General features: G+C 64.8%; 17 protein-coding genes. 8 read left to right on the plus strand and 9 right to left on the minus strand.

The annotated features are described in order from the left end of the window. Positions 1–310: 310 nt before the first annotated feature. The 3 genes from ACP694_RS11475 to ACP694_RS11485 all read right to left on the minus strand — a co-directional run bounded on the left by ACP694_RS11475 (position 311) and on the right by ACP694_RS11485 (position 3,901). Complete coding sequence (locus tag ACP694_RS11475) at positions 311–1,570, minus strand: O-antigen ligase family protein (protein ID WP_426012469.1); 1,260 nt, start codon at positions 1,568–1,570, stop codon at positions 311–313. A 10-nt stretch (positions 1,571–1,580) separates the two neighbouring features. Next, positions 1,581–2,282: a sugar kinase gene (locus ACP694_RS11480; RefSeq protein WP_426012471.1), complete on the minus strand. Its 702-nt coding sequence runs from the start codon at positions 2,280–2,282 to the stop codon at positions 1,581–1,583. Positions 2,283–2,401: 119 nt separating this feature from the next. Then, complete coding sequence (locus tag ACP694_RS11485; protein WP_426012472.1) at positions 2,402–3,901, minus strand: GumC family protein; 1,500 nt, start codon at positions 3,899–3,901, stop codon at positions 2,402–2,404. 86 nt (positions 3,902–3,987) lie between these two features. Here ACP694_RS11485 and ACP694_RS11490 point away from each other — a divergent pair, with 86 nt between their 5' ends. Next, complete coding sequence (locus ACP694_RS11490) at positions 3,988–4,728, plus strand: polysaccharide biosynthesis/export family protein (RefSeq protein ID WP_426012473.1); 741 nt, start codon at positions 3,988–3,990, stop codon at positions 4,726–4,728. A gap of 166 nt (positions 4,729–4,894) precedes the next feature. Here the strand turns inward: ACP694_RS11490 and ACP694_RS11495 are convergent, their stop codons facing one another. Together ACP694_RS11495 and ACP694_RS11500 are read right to left on the minus strand one after the other, a co-directional pair. Further along, positions 4,895–5,173, minus strand: a complete 279-nt coding sequence (locus ACP694_RS11495) for a sel1 repeat family protein (RefSeq protein ID WP_426012475.1) — start codon at positions 5,171–5,173, stop codon at positions 4,895–4,897. A gap of 198 nt (positions 5,174–5,371) precedes the next feature. After that, positions 5,372–6,097 carry a glutathione S-transferase N-terminal domain-containing protein gene (locus ACP694_RS11500; RefSeq protein WP_426012477.1) on the minus strand — a complete coding sequence of 242 codons (726 nt, stop codon included), beginning with the start codon at positions 6,095–6,097 and terminating at the stop codon, positions 5,372–5,374. A gap of 183 nt (positions 6,098–6,280) precedes the next feature. On the opposite strand from ACP694_RS11500, the gene ACP694_RS11505 reads away from it, so the two are divergent. Then, on the plus strand, positions 6,281–6,808 hold the full coding sequence (locus tag ACP694_RS11505) for an RcnB family protein (RefSeq protein ID WP_426012479.1): 528 nt from the start codon (positions 6,281–6,283) through the stop codon (positions 6,806–6,808). A 67-nt stretch (positions 6,809–6,875) separates the two neighbouring features. Here ACP694_RS11505 and gatB read toward each other — a convergent pair whose 3' ends face one another. Continuing rightward, entirely contained in the window at positions 6,876–8,396 is a 1,521-nt protein-coding gene (gene gatB, locus ACP694_RS11510; protein ID WP_426012480.1) for an Asp-tRNA(Asn)/Glu-tRNA(Gln) amidotransferase subunit GatB, read from the minus strand. A 31-nt stretch (positions 8,397–8,427) separates the two neighbouring features. Continuing rightward, complete coding sequence (locus ACP694_RS11515) at positions 8,428–8,793, minus strand: endonuclease domain-containing protein (RefSeq protein ID WP_426012481.1); 366 nt, start codon at positions 8,791–8,793, stop codon at positions 8,428–8,430. A gap of 334 nt (positions 8,794–9,127) precedes the next feature. Here ACP694_RS11515 and ACP694_RS11520 point away from each other — a divergent pair, with 334 nt between their 5' ends. Further along, a complete protein-coding gene (locus ACP694_RS11520) occupies positions 9,128–9,718 on the plus strand; it encodes a hypothetical protein (protein WP_426012482.1) in 591 nt (196 codons plus the stop codon). 182 nt (positions 9,719–9,900) lie between these two features. Here the strand turns inward: ACP694_RS11520 and gatA are convergent, their stop codons facing one another. After that, entirely contained in the window at positions 9,901–11,373 is a 1,473-nt protein-coding gene (gene gatA / locus ACP694_RS11525; RefSeq protein WP_426012484.1) for an Asp-tRNA(Asn)/Glu-tRNA(Gln) amidotransferase subunit GatA, read from the minus strand. After that, the gene (gene gatC, locus ACP694_RS11530; protein WP_426012486.1) at positions 11,373–11,660 is read right to left on the minus strand and encodes an Asp-tRNA(Asn)/Glu-tRNA(Gln) amidotransferase subunit GatC; all 288 of its coding nucleotides are present in this window, start codon (positions 11,658–11,660) and stop codon (positions 11,373–11,375) included. The genes gatA and gatC overlap by 1 nt, the downstream gene beginning before the upstream one ends. A gap of 101 nt (positions 11,661–11,761) precedes the next feature. Between gatC and ruvX the strand changes: the two genes are divergently transcribed. The 5 genes from ruvX (at position 11,762) to ACP694_RS11555 (ending at position 16,607) form a co-directional block, all read left to right on the plus strand. After that, the gene (gene ruvX / locus ACP694_RS11535) at positions 11,762–12,256 is read left to right on the plus strand and encodes a Holliday junction resolvase RuvX (RefSeq protein WP_426012488.1); all 495 of its coding nucleotides are present in this window, start codon (positions 11,762–11,764) and stop codon (positions 12,254–12,256) included. Between the two features lie 204 nt (positions 12,257–12,460). Beyond that, positions 12,461–13,468 carry an aspartate carbamoyltransferase catalytic subunit gene (locus tag ACP694_RS11540; protein WP_426012490.1) on the plus strand — a complete coding sequence of 336 codons (1,008 nt, stop codon included), beginning with the start codon at positions 12,461–12,463 and terminating at the stop codon, positions 13,466–13,468. A 154-nt stretch (positions 13,469–13,622) separates the two neighbouring features. Further along, positions 13,623–14,924: a dihydroorotase gene (gene pyrC / locus ACP694_RS11545; RefSeq protein WP_426012492.1), complete on the plus strand. Its 1,302-nt coding sequence runs from the start codon at positions 13,623–13,625 to the stop codon at positions 14,922–14,924. Between the two features lie 9 nt (positions 14,925–14,933). Continuing rightward, positions 14,934–15,758: an HlyD family type I secretion periplasmic adaptor subunit gene (locus tag ACP694_RS11550; RefSeq protein ID WP_426012583.1), complete on the plus strand. Its 825-nt coding sequence runs from the start codon at positions 14,934–14,936 to the stop codon at positions 15,756–15,758. A gap of 57 nt (positions 15,759–15,815) precedes the next feature. Next, the gene (locus ACP694_RS11555; RefSeq protein ID WP_426012494.1) at positions 15,816–16,607 is read left to right on the plus strand and encodes a hypothetical protein; all 792 of its coding nucleotides are present in this window, start codon (positions 15,816–15,818) and stop codon (positions 16,605–16,607) included. The last annotated feature ends 54 nt before the right edge of the window (positions 16,608–16,661 follow it).

The raw sequence follows: 16,661 nt of genomic DNA on the forward strand, positions 1-16,661 counted from the left end.
TTCCCACCGCCCGTCAGGTCGCCGGCCGACGTCCCTCCCCGTGCGATGGGGTGAGATCATTATGAGGGCGCCCAAAAGGGGTGAGCGTCAAAAAGATTGAGAAAGTTTAGAGCGTTGATTTTGAATGACTTTGTTTCGTGACCACTCGCGTCGAACTGCTCACGCGCCTTTCTATCCTTTGCGGGGAGGCGTGGAACCCTCAACCTTGGTCATCTGCCGAAAATTGATCGCTGCTTTTTCATCCTCTCATCCCGGCGGAGGCCCGGATAAAAGGAATTTCGGGTGTTGCTTCCATCGGAAGCAAACCGCTCTAGGCCTCGATCTCGCGGTCCGGGAAGGCCAGCTTGGCCGCGAAGGCCACGAACAGCACCCAGCGAAAGTCATTATAGACCACCGCGATGCTCTCGGTCAGGGCCACCAGACTGTAGACGACCAAGAAGGGGAAGGCGAGCAGCGCGCCCCGGTCGCGGAACACCGCGATCACCGCCAAGGTCATGGTCTGCAAGTAGAATAGCCCCCAGGCGATCAACCCCACCAGGCCCATGCCCAGCCACTGTTCCAGCCAGCTGTTATGGGCGTGCTGGGCCTGGAAGCCAGCGTTCTTGCTGATCCAGGCAAAGGGGCCCCAGCCGGTCTTGTCGCCCCACACCGCCTGGTAGCCATAGCCGAGCCAGGGCCGGTCCTCGATCTCGCGCATCACCGCGCTCCAGATCTTGGTGCGGCCGGTCAGGGTGGCGTCCTTGCCGAGGATCGAGAAGAACACATCGGCGGCGAACAGGATGAAGGCGGCCAATAGCACCACGCCGGTTACGCCGGCCCAGGTGGCGGCGACTCCAGCGGCGGGGCTGCGGCGGGCCACTAGCACGAAGCCGATCGCGCCCATGCCCAGCACCAGCGAGACCAGCGAGGTCTTTGACGTCGACATCAGCACCAGCACCAAGGCCAGGCCCGCGAAGGTCCACCACAGGTGAGCGCGCCGGGGGTTGAGCAGCGCGGCAGCCGAGAGGATGCAGAAGCCGAAGGCCATGTTTCCGCCCAGGCCGTTCTTCTCGCGCCAAAGGCCGCGCCAGGCGCCGGGGAAAAGCTCGGTCATGATCCCGATGCGCGGCACGGCCAGACAGACGACGAAACTGGCGATGATCAAGACCGCGAAGGCCGCTCCCACCACCTCGGCCAGCTGCGGCCAGCGAAACCGCGCCGCCAGGGCGACGCCGCCCAGGGTGGTGCAGACCAAGGCGAAACAGCGCCGGGCTGTCTGGTCGGGGTTCACCGACCAGACCATCGAGGCGACAACCACGACCAGCAGCACGATCAGGAACGGCTGCCGGATCAGCACCCGGAAGGTCGCGCCAGGCCGCAGGGCGATCAGGGCGAAGCCGGCGGCATAGGCGGGCAGGTAGGCGACTCGCAGGATCGCAGAGCCGGCCTCGGTGGCGCTCTCACCGACCAACGGCAATTCCCAGCCGCCGCTATAAAGCAGCAGGGCGAAGACCGCCAAGGCGAAGAGGGCGATGTGGGCGAAGGTCAGGCGGGCCGGCGCGGCGGCGGGCGCCGTTCCGTAGAGGCTCACGCCGGGCTCCTCAAGGCAGGATGGCCTTCAGGAAACGGGGCGGCTGGACCGAGGCCTGGTTGAAGAACACGCCAGCGCAGCGGCCGCCGGCCGAGGCCAGGGCGTCGCGCAACAGGCCGGGCGGCCGCACGTCGGGTTGCTGGGCGCTGACCACCATCACGATCTGGTCCATGTGCTGGGCCAGGGTCAGGGCCGCCTGGGAAGTGTCAGCTGAGGGACTATCGACGATGATGATCTCGGCGTGGCGGCGCAGGGCCGACCAATATTCGACGCCGGGCAGGATATGGACCTTCTGGCGGCCGCGCAGGGCCTCGCGGTTAAATCGAGTAACCCACAAGCTCGGCCCACCGACGCTATGGGCGGTCAGGTACTTGGCGTCGGGCCAGACGCCGCCGTCGGGCTTGGGGGCCGGCGGCTGCACGGTAAAAAAGGCCGAGCCGTCCGGCGAGGCCGGCGCGCCGGGGCCCATGGCGCCGTAGCGTTCGGGGTCGGCGGCGATGGCCTGGTATTGCGGCGAAGTGACGAGGTCGAGGTCGATCAACCAGGTCTTGCGACCGGCCCGCTTGGCGGCGAAGCGGGCGAATTCGCGGGCGGCGGTCGAAGTCCCCTCCCCACGCCGGGCGGATACGAACTGGACGACATGCGCGCGGCCGGGCGCGGGGGCGCCCAAGGACCCCCACAGCTCAGCCATCTCGACGTTCAAGTCCACCATTCGCCGAATCGCTACGCGTTGAAGTCCGTTCACCTTAAGGCCCAAACGCTTTCGCGTGAAAGGCGACGAAAGCGCCCAGGGCCAAGCTGATAAAGCCGCCCCAGGCTGTTAGGTTCATTTCAGCGCTTGTAGGCCGCCGTGGCCAGCACCGGCAGGTTCAGGGTGCGCGCGGCCGAAGCCGGAGTTTGCAGGCCCGGACGTAGCAGCATCCGCACGAGACCGGCGCAGGCGGCCGAGAACGCGGCGAACAGGAAGGCCAGGACCAGGATCGGCTTTTTCAGGCTCTTGCCGGTCGAGGGCGCCACGGCGCGCTGGACGATGCGGATATTGTCGCTGCCCTCGGCCGACATCCGGCGCTGGGCCTGGTCCTGCTGTTCCTTGACCGTGAAGTCGCGAACATTGGAAGATAGCACGTCACGGTCGCGGCTGAGCTGGTTGAAAGTGGGCTCCAGCTCCGACAACCGCAGCAGGCGCTGGTTCACGTCCTGGACTTGCTGGCTGTAGGCGACCTGCGCCTGTTGCAGGGCCGCGACCTCGGCCGCCAAGTCGTTCTGAGTGGATTGCAGGGTCTGCCAGATCGGATTGGGACCGCTTCGCCGCGCGCCATCGCCGTTAGTGCGGCCCGAGGCGATGCCCTGCTCCAGCTGAGAGATCTGGGCCTCGATGTCGCGGACCGGTTGGGTGCCGGGCCGATAGCGCGACAGCAGGCCCTCGCGATCCAGCTTCAGCTGGGCCAGCTTGCCGCTCGCAGACATGTCGCTGTCGCGATAGAGCACCATGTCGGCTGGCGTGCGCGCCAGCTCGCCCCGCACCGAGGCCAGGCGGCCCCTGCGGTCCTGAAGCTGCGCTTCGGTGGCGTATTTCTGCGACTCGGCTTGGGCCTGCAGCTGGGTCAAGGCCGTCTTCTGGGCAGTGAAGTCGCCGATGTTGTTGCCCGACAGGAAGGCTTGATAGGCGGTATCGGTCTCGGCCAGCTTGTCGGCGAAGATGTCGCGCTGACGCTCAAGGCCATTGTCGCTGGAGCCGATCAGCAGGCTGCGGCGATAGATCAGATACTCCTCGAGCAGGGTGTTGAGCACCTTCTCGGCGACCTCGGCGTTCTTGTTGGAATAGGACAGCCGGATGATCGAGTTGTCGGGGGCGGTCTCGATCTTCAGGTTGCGGGCGAGCGCGTCACGTCCCTCGGCGATCAGCTTGCGCTTCCCCTCGGGCGAGGCCCTGGAATATTTGGTGGCATGGGCTGGGAAGATCTTGCCAAAGCCGACCTTGCGGATCACCCGCTCGCGCAGTTCGCTGCTGCCGAGGATTTCCGCTTCCGACTGGATCACCTGGTCGACGTCCGGCACCGCGCCCCGCGCGGCGTCGCCGGCTCGGGGCTCGTAGACATATTCCTGGCCCAGGCGGACAAACAGGCTTGAGCTGGCGGTATAGGTCTTCTTCATCGTGGTGGCGAAGGCCAGGCCGATGCAAAAGATCACCATGAACACGCCGAGCATCAGCCAGCGCTCGCGCCAAAGCAAGGTGACGAAATCGGTCGGCGCGTAGCGGGCGCGCGCCGCCCAGTCGCTTCGCGACGGGGGTTCGTGCGGCACGCTGGTCCAGGCGCTCGTCGTCGACATGCGAATCCGATGGGTTCAAGTCTCGACCTTACCCTGGTCGGTCGCGCCTTAAGGCTTCGTTACCCATTCCTGTTAAGACTTGCCGCATGCACAGGCGCACCATCCTCTCGGCGGCTTTCGCCCTGCCCTTCCTGGCCAGCGGTCTTTCGGCCTGCGGCCACGTGGACGGCGAGCCCATCACGCCCACGGCCCGCCCGACGGCCGATTTTCCCGACATCGGCTACGCCGAATGGACAGACGACGAGCCAGACTACCGATTCTATCCGGGGGACGAAATCGATGTCCGCGTGCCCTCGGCGGTCGAGCTGAACAAGTCTGCGGTGATCCAACCCGATGGCCGCGTCGCTTTGCCGTTGATCGGTCCGGTGATGGCCGCCGACCGCACCATCGGTGAACTTGAGGCCTCGATCACCCAGGCCTATGGCGCCCAGTTGTTGCGGCCGAAGGTCGAGGTGTCGGTCAAGACCACGGCGCCGCTGAAGATTTTCGTGGGCGGAGAGGTTGGCAATCCTGGCGTCTATGACATGGCCGGCGACGGCGACGCCCTGCGGGCGGTGATCCAGGCCGGGGGCTTCAAGGCCTCGTCCAAGCGCAGCTCGGTGGTGATCATTCGCCGGGGCCCGGGCGGTCGTCCGATGCTGCGCACCGCGAACCTGCTTTCGGGAATGACAGGCGGCGGGGCGGACTTGGTGCCGCTACGTCGGTTCGACATCGTCTATGTGCCGCGCAGCGGGGTCGCCGAGGCGGGCCTGTTCATGCAGCAATATTTCCGCGACCTGCTGCCGATCAATTTCAGCTACGCGGTCAACGGCTTTAACGGAAACTAGAGCATTTTTCGAGCGAAGTGGTTCCGGTTCGCGTGAAGAAAAATGCGTTAAAACAGAAGATTAGAGCTCACGGCCTGACGCAGTCAGGTCGGGAAATACTCTAGGTCGCCCACCCGGCGCTTCAGACGTCCGGGAAAGGGAAGGCGTGGGCTGAACCCGTCAGGGTTCAGCCGTTGGCCAGCCATTCGCGCGCCTGGCGCTGCGCTTCGGCGACATCCTCGCTGGCCATCTCCTGCGAGATTTCCTTGCGATAGACCTTGGCTTCGACCGAACCACGCATGGCGGCCAGGTTGAACAGCATGTGGGCCGAGACGTAGTCGAGCGGCGCGCCGCCCTGACCGGTCGAATAGAGCAGGCCCATGCGAAACAGCTCGTCGCCCGAGGTGTCGGCGGTCGGCAGCGGGATGCCGTGGATGGCGGCGGGTGGTTCAATGCTCATCATCATGACCGTGGTTCTCCTTGCAGCCCGCGCCGTCGTTCTGGCCGCGCCAAGCTCTCTGTGGAGACACAAAAGTCCTTCTTGATTGAACATATAGTTAAGGCCGGCGACAGCATGAATCTTGGCCATGAATACATAAACCCTTCACGGGTATTACGTTGCGTTCACCGGTGTTACTAGACGTAAACCCCCGTATACAGCGCGTTAACGAGCGCGCTGGCCAAACAGCACCTTTCGGGCCTCTTCCTGCGCTTTTCCGGGGGTTTGCAGGGCCGGGCGGCGCAATTCCGCCCCCAGCTTGAACCCGCGCTCGACGCCTTCGCGGGCCGCCATGCGCTCGAACCACGTCTTCAAGTGCGGAAATTCTTCCAGAATAATGCCCTGATTTTTCCATGGCACAACCCAACCCCAGCAGGCGAAGTCGGCGATGGACAATTGGCCACAGATGAAATCCTTCCCGTCCAGCTGCTTGTTGAGCACGCCGTACAGCCTGTGGGTCTCGTTGGTGTAGCGGACGGCGCCATAGGCGATCTGCCGCTGGTCGCTGACGATCGAGGCCGCATATTGCCGGAAATGGTGGGTCTGGCCGGCCATCGGACCGAGGCCGCCCATCTGCCACATCAGCCACTGGTCGATATCGACCCGCTCGCGCTCATTGGTCCCGTAGAACTGCCCGGTCTTGCGACCCAGATACTGCAGGATGGCCCCGGACTCGAAGACCGAGATCGGCTGGCCCTCGGGACCGTCCGGATCGACGATCGCCGGCATGCGGTTGTTGGGGCTGATGGCCAGGAACTCAGGCTTGAACTGTTCGCCCGTCCCGATGTTCACCGAAACCATGGTGTAGGGCAGACCCATCTCTTCCAGGGCGACGGAGATCTTCCAGCCATTGGGCGTAGGCCAGTAATAGAGTGCGATCGAACCGCTCATGCTGTTTTCCCTCTTCGTTGACTCCAACATGGTCTCGCGCGCGCGTCACGCCAAGGCCGGTGATGGGTTGGAGCCTTAGCCTGACCGCGCCGTTCAGATCAGGTTCAGCGAGACCGGAGCATTCTGTCGTTCAAGAACGAGGGATGAGACGGCCGAAAGGCCCGACCAAAGGAGACGGATGAGATGAAACGTCTTTTACTCACTATCGCGGCCGTGGCCGCCGTGGCCGGCCCGATGGCCCTGGCCAGCGAGGCTTCGGCCCAGAATCGCGGCCACGGCCGCGGCGGCGACCAGGGTGGCCGCGGGGATCACGACCGCGGCGGTCGCGGCGATGATCGCGGCGACGGCCGAGACGGCGACGGCGGTGGCCATGACGGTCGTCACGACAACGGTCGCCACAACGGTTGGGACCGCAGCGACAAGCGCTGGGATAACGGCCGCCACAACGGCTATTACTATAACAATCGCTGGAGCTATGGCGCGCCGCCGGCCGCCTATTACGGACACCCCGGCTACCGTCCCGGCTACACCGCCTGGCGCCGCGGCGGCTACCTGCCGTCCTACTATCGCGGCGGCGATTACGTGATCAACGACTATGGCTACTACCGCCTGCGTCCGCCGCCCCGGGGCTATCACTGGTACCGGGCGGGTAGCGACTACGTGCTGGCGGCGATCGCCACGGGCTTGATCTTCGACATCATCAATAACTAGTGACGTCGATCTGAAACGATGGGCGGCGCTCCGGGCAATCCCGTGAGCGCCGCTCCGTCAGTCGGGCCTAGAGCCCCAGCTTGCCCCGCAGCAGTTCATTCACGGTCGCCGGATTGGCCTTGCCGCCGGTCTCCTTCATCACTTGGCCGACGAACCACCCGACGGCCTGGGGCTTTTCCTTCACGGCCGAGGCCTTGTCTGGATTGGCGGCGATCAGGGCGTCGATGGCCGCCTCAATGGCGCCCGTGTCGTTGATCTGAACCAAGCCCCGCGCCTCGACGATCTGCGCGGGACGCCCCTCGCCCGCCCACATGTGCTCGAAGACCTCCTTGGCGATCTTCGACGAAATCGTGCCGTTCTCGATGAGTTCGACCAGTTGAGCGATGTCCGAGGCCGGCAGCGGCGAGGCGGCAATTTCGCGACCGTTCGCCGCCAGTTTCGACAGCAGCTCGTTGGTCACCCAATTGGACACCAGCTTGGCGTCGCGGCCCCCTGTCTTTTCGAAAAGAGATTGGGCGGCGGCTTCGAAATAGTCGGCGCGGTCGCTTTCGATGATCAGCACGCCAGCGTCATAGGCCGACAGGCCGTACTGGCTCTGCAGGCGCTGCTTCTTGGCGTCCGGCAGTTCCGGCAGGGTTTCCTCAATCGCCTTGACCCAGGCCGGGTCGAGGATCAGCGGCAGCAGGTCCGGATCGGGGAAGTAGCGATAGTCGTGCGCCTCTTCCTTCGACCGCATCGACCGGGTCTCGACCTTGGTCGGGTCGAACAGCCGGGTCTCCTGGTCGATCTTGCCGCCGTCCTCCAGGATCTCGATCTGGCGACGGGCCTCGTACTCGATGGCCTGCTGGATATAGCGGTAGGAGTTGACGTTCTTGATCTCGCAGCGCGTGCCCAGATGGCTGAAGCTGCCGGTCTCGCGGAACCTCTCATAGGCGCCGGGGCGGCAGACCGAGACATTGACGTCGGCCCGCAGGTTGCCCTTCTCCATGTCTCCGTCGCAGGTGCCCAGATAGACCAGGATCGTGCGGATTTTCTTCACATAGGCCGCCGCCTCTTCCGAGGTGCGCATGTCGGGCTTGGAGACGATCTCCATCAGCGCCGTGCCCGCGCGGTTTAGGTCCACATAGGTGGCGTTGGGATCCAGGTCGTGGATCGACTTGCCGGCGTCCTGCTCCAGGTGCAAGCGCTCGATGCGCACGTCGAAGGTCGTGCCGTCGTCGCGCTCGACGCTGACGACGCCCTCGCCGACGATCGGCTGGTCGAACTGGCTGATCTGATAGCCCTGAGGCAGATCGGGATAGAAGTAGTTCTTGCGGTCGAAGCGGCTCTTCAGATTGATCTGGGCTTTAAGACCCAAGCCAGTCTTGACCGCCTGCTCCACGCAGAAGCCGTTCAGCACCGGAAGCATGCCCGGCATGGCCGCGTCCACCAGGCTGACCTGCTGGTTTGGCCCGGCGCCGAACCCGACGGCGGCGCCAGAAAACAGCTTGGACTTGCTGGCGACCTGGGCATGGATCTCGAGGCCGAGGACAATTTCCCACGGGCCGGTGCGGCCTTGGATCTGCTTTGCGGAGGCGGTTTCGGTCATGTCTCAATTCCTGGCCGCAGGGGTGGCCACTTCAGTTTAGCTCCCTTCCCTCCCCTTTGTGGGGAGGGTGGCCCCGAAGGGATCGGGTGGGGCTCGCGGCGTCGAGAGCACGACAAATCACGCTCATGACGGGGTCGATATCCTCATGCACCGCACGGGTTGGGAAGCGCAAGGTTTGGAAGCCCGTAAGGCTCAAAACCCGATCTCGGCGCTGGTCGCGGCCGGCTTGTTCCAGCTCAGCATGGTGATGGCCATCCACTTCCACGATCAGCCGGCGGCCGAAACAGACAAAGTCGAGGATGTAGTCGAGGAACGGCGCCCGCTTCCGGAAGTAAAAGCCGTTGGCTCTCAGTGTCCGGAGCCGTCGTACCCACAGGCGAACTTCCTGGGTTGTCATGGCCTTTCGCAAGGCTCGAGCATTTTTCGAGCGAAGTGATTCCGGTTCGCGTGAAGAAAAATGCGCAAAAACAGAAGATTAGAGGTCACGGCCCGACGCAGTCAGGTCGGGAAATGCTCTAGCGCGCGTTTGACGCTCATGGTGTAGCCCCGCCCGACCCCTCTGGGGCCACACTTCCCATAAGGGGAGGGAAAGAGTGAAGGAAGGGATTGGAAGGCGCCAAGCGACAAAATGGCGACTTCTTGTCAAGACCGGGACCATTTCACGCCGAGTGGAACCGTCACCGCTCCCTCTCGTTGACTCCCTGAATTCGAATAACGCTCAGGAGGAAATCATGGCTGTTCTGAACCTCGACGCCAGCGAACCCTATATCGCTTCCAACGCTTCGGACGATGGCTCCGCACTGTTCACGGCCGCGCCGATCTATGCTCGCGCCAACACCCGAAAGACTTCCAGCAAGCCAAACCTGCCGCTGCTGATCGGCTTGCCTGTGGCGGCAATCGCCGTCGGGGCCCTTACCTGGGGTTTGATGAGCCGTCCTGCCGAAGCCCCCGTCGCCGACATCGCTCCGACGGCCCAGGTGGCCGAGGCGACGCCGACCCCGCTGCCGGAAACCACATTGCCCGCCGTCATCCCGACGCCAGCTGTGGCCCCTACAATGGCGACCCCCACTCCGGTTCAGGTAGCTCGCGCCGAAACGACGAAGCGCGCCGCTCCGGCTCGCCGCGCCGCCCCGGCCCGCCGGGCGTCTCCGGAAACCCTGCTTGACGCCGGCTCGGCCTCGTCGAATGTCAGCGCAACGGTAGCGGCTCCGGTCGCCGCTGCTCCGGCCGCGCCGGTTGTGATCGCCGCTCCGGCCGCCGCCGCCCCGGCTCCGACGCCCGCCCCGGTGGCGACGCCGACCACGCCGGACGCCCCCATGTAAGCGTAAGTATCGCGTAAAAAAGAAGGGCGGCTCCTCGCGGGGCCGCCCTTTTTCTTGGTCTCTACGGCTAGAGCATTTCCCGACCTGACTGCGTCAGGCCGTGAGCTCGAATCTTTTGTTTTGACGCATTTTTCTTCACGCGAACCGGAACCACTTCGCTCGAAAAATGCTCTAGCGCTGGATCACCACCACTTCGCCGCCTTGGCGCTGAACCCAGCGGCCTTTTCCATGGCTCCCGCCACCGAGAACACCGTGCCCTCGTCCAGCGGCTTGCCGATGATCTGCAGACCCAGCGGCAGGCCGTTGGCGTCCAGGCCGGCCGGCAACGACAGGCCCGGCAGACCCGCCAGGTTCGTCGTCACCGTGAACACGTCGTTGAGGTACATGGCGATCGGGTCGTCGCTGTTCTCGCCCAGGCCGAAAGCCGCCGAGGGCGCGGTCGGGGTCAGCAGGGCGTCGCATTTTTCCCAGGCCTTGTCGAAGTCCTCGGCGATCCGGCGGCGAACCTTCAGGGCCTTCAGATAATAGGCGTCGTAATAGCCGGCGCTCAGCACATACGTGCCAATCAGGATGCGGCGCTTGACCTCGTCACCAAAGCCCTCGGCGCGGGTGTTTTCATAGACCTCGGTCAGGTTGGCGCCGTCGGCCCGCAGGCCAAAGCGCATGCCGTCATAGCGGGCCAGGTTCGACGACGCCTCGGCCGGGGCCACGATGTAATAGGCCGGCAGGGCGTATTTGGTGTGCGGCAGGCTGACCTCGACGATCTCGCAGCCGGCGTCCCTCAGCCAAGCAATGCCCTCTTCCCACAGCTTCTCGATCTCGGCGGGCATGCCGTCGAGGCGGTATTCCTTGGGCACGCCGATCCGCAGGCCCTTCACCGACTTGCCGACGAAGGCCGCGAAATCGGGAACCGGCACATCGAGGCTGGTGGAGTCCTTGGGGTCGTAGCCGCACATCGAGGTCAGCAGGATCGCCGCGTCCTCGACGGTCTTGGCGATCGGACCGGCCTGGTCCAGCGAACTGGCGAAGGCCACGACGCCCCAGCGCGAGCAGCGGCCATAGGTCGGCTTGATCCCTACGGTGCCGGTGAAGGCGGCCGGCTGACGGATCGAGCCGCCGGTGTCGGTGGCGGTGGCGCCCAGGCACAGGTCGGCGGCCACGGCGGCCGCAGAGCCGCCCGAGCTGCCGCCCGGGGTCAGGGCCTGGTTGGAGCCGGCCTTGCGCCAGGGGTTGGTCACCGGGCCATAGCCGCTGGTCTCGTTGGACGAGCCCATGGCGAACTCGTCGAGGTTCAGCTTGCCCAGCATCACCGCCCCGTCGCGCCACAGCTGGCTGGTGACGGTGGATTCGTATTGCGGGACGAAGGGCTCGAGGATTTTCGAGGCGGCCGTGGTGCGCACGCCGTTGGTGCAGAACAGGTCCTTGATGCCCAGCGGGATGCCGTCCAGGCGGCCGGTCACGCCAAAGGCCCGGCGCGCGTCGGAGGCGGCGGCCATGGCCAGGGCCTGGTCGGGGGTTTCCAGCAGGAAGGCGTTCAGCGGCCGCGCGGCCTCGACGGCCTCGATATGGGCGCGGGTCAGCTCGACCGAGGTGAACTCACCGGCCTCCAAGCCATCGAGGGCGCCCTTCAGCGTCAGGGTTGTCAGAGCACTCATTATTCAACCACCTTCGGCACGACGAAGAAGCCGCCGACGGACTTCGGGGCGTTGATCGTCACGGCCTCGACATCGCCGCCCATCGTCACCACGTCCTCGCGCAGCGGGGCGCCGGCGCCCACGACGCTGGTCATCGGCTCGACGCCATCGGTGTCGACCTCGGCCAGTTGCTCGATCCACGCCATGATGCCGTTCAGCTCCTGGACCAGGGCTTCGATGCGCTCTTCGGGTTCGGCGATACGCGCGAGCCGCGCGACCTTCCGCACGGTGGCGGCGTCAATGGCCATGGGGGCCTCCAGGAAATCGAGCGTGTGGGTTAGCCGTGCGAGGGGCGCTTTGACAAGCGCTTCCCTTGTTCCGAGGTTGCCGGAGCATGTTATGAGCAGCCATGCCCGTTCTCGACATCGCCGAATTCGCCGCCGCCATCCCCGACTACCTGCCGATCGTCGGGCTGGATCCGGGAGAGAAGACCATTGGCGTGGCGGTGTCCGACGTCACCTTGACGGTCGCCAGCCCGCTGGCCCTGATCAAGAAGACCAAGTTTAGCGAAGACGCCGAGGTGCTGTTCAAGCTGATGGGCAGCCGCAAGGCGGCCGGCATCGTCATCGGCCTGCCGATGAACATGGACGGCACCGAGGGCGTGCGCTGCCAGTCCAACCGCGCCTTCGGCCGCAACCTGCTGCGCCTGCAGCCCCACATCCCGATCACCTTCTGGGACGAGCGCCTGTCGACCGCCGCCGTCACCCGGGTGTTGATCGAGGAACACGACGTCAACCGCAAGCGCCGCGCCGAGGTGGTGGACAAGATGGCCGCCGGCTGGATCCTGCAGGGCGCGCTGGAGCGGATGCGGGGGATGCGCGAGGAAGCGGGCAAGGGGTTCTGAGAGACGGCTAAGAAACTCCTCCCCCTGTGGGGGAGGTGTCGGCGAAGCCGACGGAGGGGGGAGTAATCGGACGATCGCCACACCCCGGACAGAGACCCAAAACCTCCCCCCACCGGTCGCTGCGCGACCACCTCCCCCACAGGGGGAGGAGCGGTACGGACGAACACTTCCCTCCCCGTCCAAAGCCGCCTATGACCACGTTTCATGACGGCCAAAGCCCCCCCAGCTCCTCATGACCCCGCTTCCGCGATCGATCCGATCCTCCAGCGCATCTTTTCATTCCCCCGACGCCACTTCCTGTCGGCCGGCGACCTGAACGCTCCGCAGGCGGCCGATCTGCTGGACCTGGCCGACGCCTTCGTCGCCTTCAATCGCCAGACGTCCAAGTCGCTCGACATTCTCAAGGGCCGGACGCTAATGAACCTGTTCTTCGAGAACAGCACTCGTACCCAGTCCAGCTTCGAGATCGCCGGCAAGCGCCTGGGCGCCGACGTGGTCAATATGAGCCCGCGCACCTCGTCGATCACCAAGGGCGAGACCCTGATCGACACCGCCGTCACGCTGAACGCCATGCGGCCCGACCTGCTGGTGGTGCGCCATGCTTCGTCGGGCGCGGCCAGTCTGCTCAGCCAGAAGGTCAGCGGCAGCGTCATCAACGCCGGCGACGGCCAGCACGAGCACCCGACGCAGGCGGTGCTGGACGCCCTGTCGATCCGCCGCGCCTTCGGCCGGGTCTCGGGCCTGACCGTGGCGATCTGCGGCGACGTGCTGCACAGCCGGGTGGCCCGCTCCAACGTGGCCCTGCTTCACACGCTCGGCGCCAGTGTTCGGCTGGTGGGACCGCCCACCCTGATGCCGGCCCACGCCGAGCGCTGGGGGGTCACCGTCCATCATGACATGAAGGCCGGCCTCGCCGGGGTCGACGTGGTGATGATGCTGCGCCTGCAGATGGAGCGGATGCAAGGCGCCTTCGTGCCCTCGACCCGCGAATATTTCCGCTTCTACGGCCTGGACCGCGAGAAGCTGGCCCGCGCCGCGCCCAAGGCCAGGGTCATGCATCCTGGACCCATGAACCGGGGCGTGGAGATCGATTCCGACGTCGCCGACGATCCCGAGATCAGCCTGATCCAGGACCAGGTCGAGATGGGCGTCGCCGCCCGCATGGCGGTGCTGGCCAGCCTGGCCCATCGGCTCGAGGAGCATGGGAAGTGAAGTCCGTCCCTCTATTTTCCGCTCAGCCCGGCGAATGCCGGGACCTAGATCCCAAGGCTGAGGGGATGATTGGAAGAACTCGGCGTTCCTGGAACCCACCTCAAAGCCACTCCATCTGGGTCCCGGCATTCGCCGGGATGAGCGGAGGTTTTAGATGAACGCCCCCCAGCCCCTGGCCCTGATCAACGCCCGCCTGGTCGATCCCGAGAGCAGCTATGACGGTCCCGGCGGGGTCATCGTCTCCGAGGGCGTGATCGCCGACGTCGCCAAAGGCCGCGAGTTCGGCAAGCTGTCCAAGGACGTCCGCGTCGTCGACTGCGGCGGCGCCATGCTGGCCCCCGGCCTGATCGACCTGCGGGTCAAGACCGGCGAGCCCGGAGCCGAGACCAAGGAAACCCTGGCGAGCGCCGCCAAGGCCGCCGCGGCCGGCGGCGTCACCAGCTTCGTCGTCCAGCCCGATACCGACCCGGCGGTCGATGATCCCAGCGTCGTCGACTTCATCCTGCGCCGCTCTCGCGACATCGACAGCGCCCGCATCCTGTGCGCCGGTGCGGCGACCAAGGGGCTGGGCGGCGAGCAAATGGCCGAGATCGGCCTGATGCGCGAAGCCGGATGCGTCTATGTCACCGACGCCGACCGGCCGATCGTCGACAGCAAGGTGATGCAGCGCATCCTGACCTATGCCAAGGGCTTCGACACCCTGCTGGCCCACCGGCCTCTGGACCCCTGGCTGGCCAAGGGCGGCGCGGCGATCGGCGGCGAGTTCGCCGGCCGCCTGGGCCTGCCCTCGATCTCGCCGATGGCCGAGCGGATCATGCTGGAGCGCGACGTGGCCTTGTTGGAGGCCACCGGCGGACGCCTGCTGGTGGATCAGATCACCAGCGCCCAGGCTTTGGAAACCCTGGCCCGAGCCAAGGCCAAGGGGCTGCGCATTCACGCCAGCGTGTCGATCAACCATCTTTCGTTCAACGAGCTGGACATCGGCGACTACCGCACCTTCGCCAAGGTCACCCCGCCCCTGCGCGGCGAGGACGATCGCCAAGCGCTGATCGAAGCGCTGGCCGACGGCCTGATCGACATCGTCGTCTCGGCCCACGCCCCGGCCCCGGCCGAGGACAAGCGCCTGCCCTATGACGAGGCCGCGCCGGGCGCCGTGGGGCTGGAGACCCTGCTGCCGGCCCTGCTGAGCCTGTACCATGAGGAGCGCTTGCCGCTGGTTGACCTGATCCGCGCCGTCACCCTGGCCCCCGCCGCCCTGATCGGCCTGCAGTCGGGCCGCATCGCCCCTGGCGCCCCGGCCGACCTGGTGCTCTGCGACCTCGACGCCCCGCTGATCATCAACGCCGACAAACTGCTGTCGAAGTCCAAGAACTCGCCCTTTGACGGGCGGAGGCTACAGGGGCAGGTGCTGATGACGATCGTCGACGGGCGAGTGGTGCACCGGGCGGAGGGGTAGGACGCCTGGATCGGCGAGCGCCGCTCCGGCGCCGAGGCCTCGGCCCGTTCGGCCCAGGCCGAGATCGTCAAGCTGGAGCGCACGCTTCCGATCCTCCAGCGGCAACTCGACGACCAGAAGATGCTGGAGGCCAAGGGCTATGGCGCCCGCCAAAAGCTCTTGCAGCAGGAACAGGCCATGGTCACCGTCGAGCAGGACCTGATCGCCTCGCGCGGCCGGCTCGACGAGGCCCGCGCTCAGGTCAGTTCCCTGTCGCGTGACGGGGCTGAACTGACCCAGCAGTTCGTCGGCCAGGCCGCCCAGGAGCGGGCCGAGGCCGAGGGCCTGGCCGCCACCCGGGGCGACGCCCTGCGCAAGGCCCAGCAGAAGCGCGGCCTTCAGACCCTGACCGCCCCGGTCGGCGGTATCGTTCAGGCTGTTTCGGTGACCACCCTGGGCGAGGTGGCCGAGACCGGCAAGCCGATCGTCACGCTGGTGGCCGACGGCGAGGCCCTGGTGGTCGAGGCCCTCGTTTTGGGTCGCGACATCGGCTTCGTCCACACCGGCGACCGCGCCGTCGTCAAGCTGGAGGCCTATCCGTTCACCCGCTACGGCACGCTCAGCGGCCAGGTGATCCAGGTCTCGCCGGACGCCATCGTCGATGAGAAAAGAGGCTTGGTGTTCCCTGTGCGGGTGAAGCTGTTGCAGACGCGTCTTACAGTTGACGGCCGGCGAGCTATGCTTTCCGCTGGAATGAGCGCTTCGGTCGAGATCGTGACGGGGAAACGGCGGGTGATTGATTTTGTGTGGTCGCCGGTGGCGAAGACGGTTTCCGAGGCGGGAAGAGAAAGGTGAGAGGCAGTCTAATAGTGGGGCGATCATTGTTGTCGACAACATCGCGAGCACTGCGACTTGGCCGAGTTCAGCCAGAAAAAAATCGTGGAGCAGTTCGTGTTAAATAATCCCAAGGTCTATAGCGGTCATTGGCGGCCGATCTCCACAATGATGCTCTACGGGTTGATCCTGCTCTATACGCTTCCCGCCGCGCCTATTGTCATTTTCGTAGTTGCGCTCGTCTGCCTCGCGACGTGGTGGGCGGTCAGACTCACTCAGACACCAACGAGCGAGAAGGACAGGCTTTCGGGGTTCAACAACATCATCTCGTTAAGCGCGTGGCTACTTATAATATTAAGCGTTATTTACGACGCCGCCTTGATTGCGGGGCCTAAAAATAGCTTCGTAGCGAATATTGAAAATAAGTCCTCCATTATTCCCTTGATCCATTTTGCTGAAAGATATCGTGCTGGGGCGGCAATGGTGGGGGAGCCGCTACCAAATATTTCAGGAGTTTGCTTGACCCTCATTGCATTTGTGTCGTTTGCCGCCGGCGCGAGCTTCAACGCCTTAGGTGCGAAGCCTCAATTGTTCGGACCGGGTAAGACAAAGTATAAGAAAGGAGGCCATAGCGCGATAGTACGACCTATTGTCGTAATTACTACAATATTCGTTATTGCGAACGCATTACTAGCGCTGAGTGAATTTGCATCCAGTCTGTCAACTAAATCATATCTTTTTAAGATGAGGTTTATAACGGGTCCGTTTGTTTGGTCTATATTCTTATTCGTGATGTTGGCAGTGGGGAGCCTCATGGTTAAAGATTTTGAACTGATATATTATCTAAATAAAAAGGGGGATGAGGTTTAAATGCCCGCGAATAATGAAAACAGGGACACACACTCTATTCGGGCCTCCACCGCC

Origin of the sequence: Caulobacter sp. DWR2-3-1b2, from assembly GCF_049896345.1 — a bacterium.
In the GTDB taxonomy this organism is placed as follows: Bacteria; Pseudomonadota; Alphaproteobacteria; order Caulobacterales; family Caulobacteraceae; genus Caulobacter.

Excerpts from the sequence above, each read along its gene's own strand:
- gatC (WP_426012486.1), bottom strand. The coding sequence starts at position 11,660 with ATGGCCATTGACGCCGCCACCGTGCGGAAGGTCGCGCGGCTCGCGCGT.
- ACP694_RS11480 (WP_426012471.1), bottom strand. The coding sequence starts at position 2,282 with ATGGTGGACTTGAACGTCGAGATGGCTGAGCTGTGGGGGTCCTTGGGC.
- ACP694_RS11500 (WP_426012477.1), bottom strand. The coding sequence starts at position 6,097 with ATGAGCGGTTCGATCGCACTCTATTACTGGCCTACGCCCAATGGCTGG.
- pyrC (WP_426012492.1), top strand. The coding sequence starts at position 13,623 with ATGAACGCCCCCCAGCCCCTGGCCCTGATCAACGCCCGCCTGGTCGAT.
- ACP694_RS11515 (WP_426012481.1), bottom strand. The coding sequence starts at position 8,793 with ATGACAACCCAGGAAGTTCGCCTGTGGGTACGACGGCTCCGGACACTG.
- ACP694_RS11495 (WP_426012475.1), bottom strand. The coding sequence starts at position 5,173 with ATGATGATGAGCATTGAACCACCCGCCGCCATCCACGGCATCCCGCTG.
- gatB (WP_426012480.1), bottom strand. The coding sequence starts at position 8,396 with ATGACCGAAACCGCCTCCGCAAAGCAGATCCAAGGCCGCACCGGCCCG.
- ACP694_RS11490 (WP_426012473.1), top strand. The coding sequence starts at position 3,988 with ATGCACAGGCGCACCATCCTCTCGGCGGCTTTCGCCCTGCCCTTCCTG.
- ruvX (WP_426012488.1), top strand. The coding sequence starts at position 11,762 with ATGCCCGTTCTCGACATCGCCGAATTCGCCGCCGCCATCCCCGACTAC.
- ACP694_RS11485 (WP_426012472.1), bottom strand. The coding sequence starts at position 3,901 with ATGTCGACGACGAGCGCCTGGACCAGCGTGCCGCACGAACCCCCGTCG.
- ACP694_RS11505 (WP_426012479.1), top strand. The coding sequence starts at position 6,281 with ATGAAACGTCTTTTACTCACTATCGCGGCCGTGGCCGCCGTGGCCGGC.
- ACP694_RS11520 (WP_426012482.1), top strand. The coding sequence starts at position 9,128 with ATGGCTGTTCTGAACCTCGACGCCAGCGAACCCTATATCGCTTCCAAC.
- gatA (WP_426012484.1), bottom strand. The coding sequence starts at position 11,373 with ATGAGTGCTCTGACAACCCTGACGCTGAAGGGCGCCCTCGATGGCTTG.
- ACP694_RS11540 (WP_426012490.1), top strand. The coding sequence starts at position 12,461 with ATGACGGCCAAAGCCCCCCCAGCTCCTCATGACCCCGCTTCCGCGATC.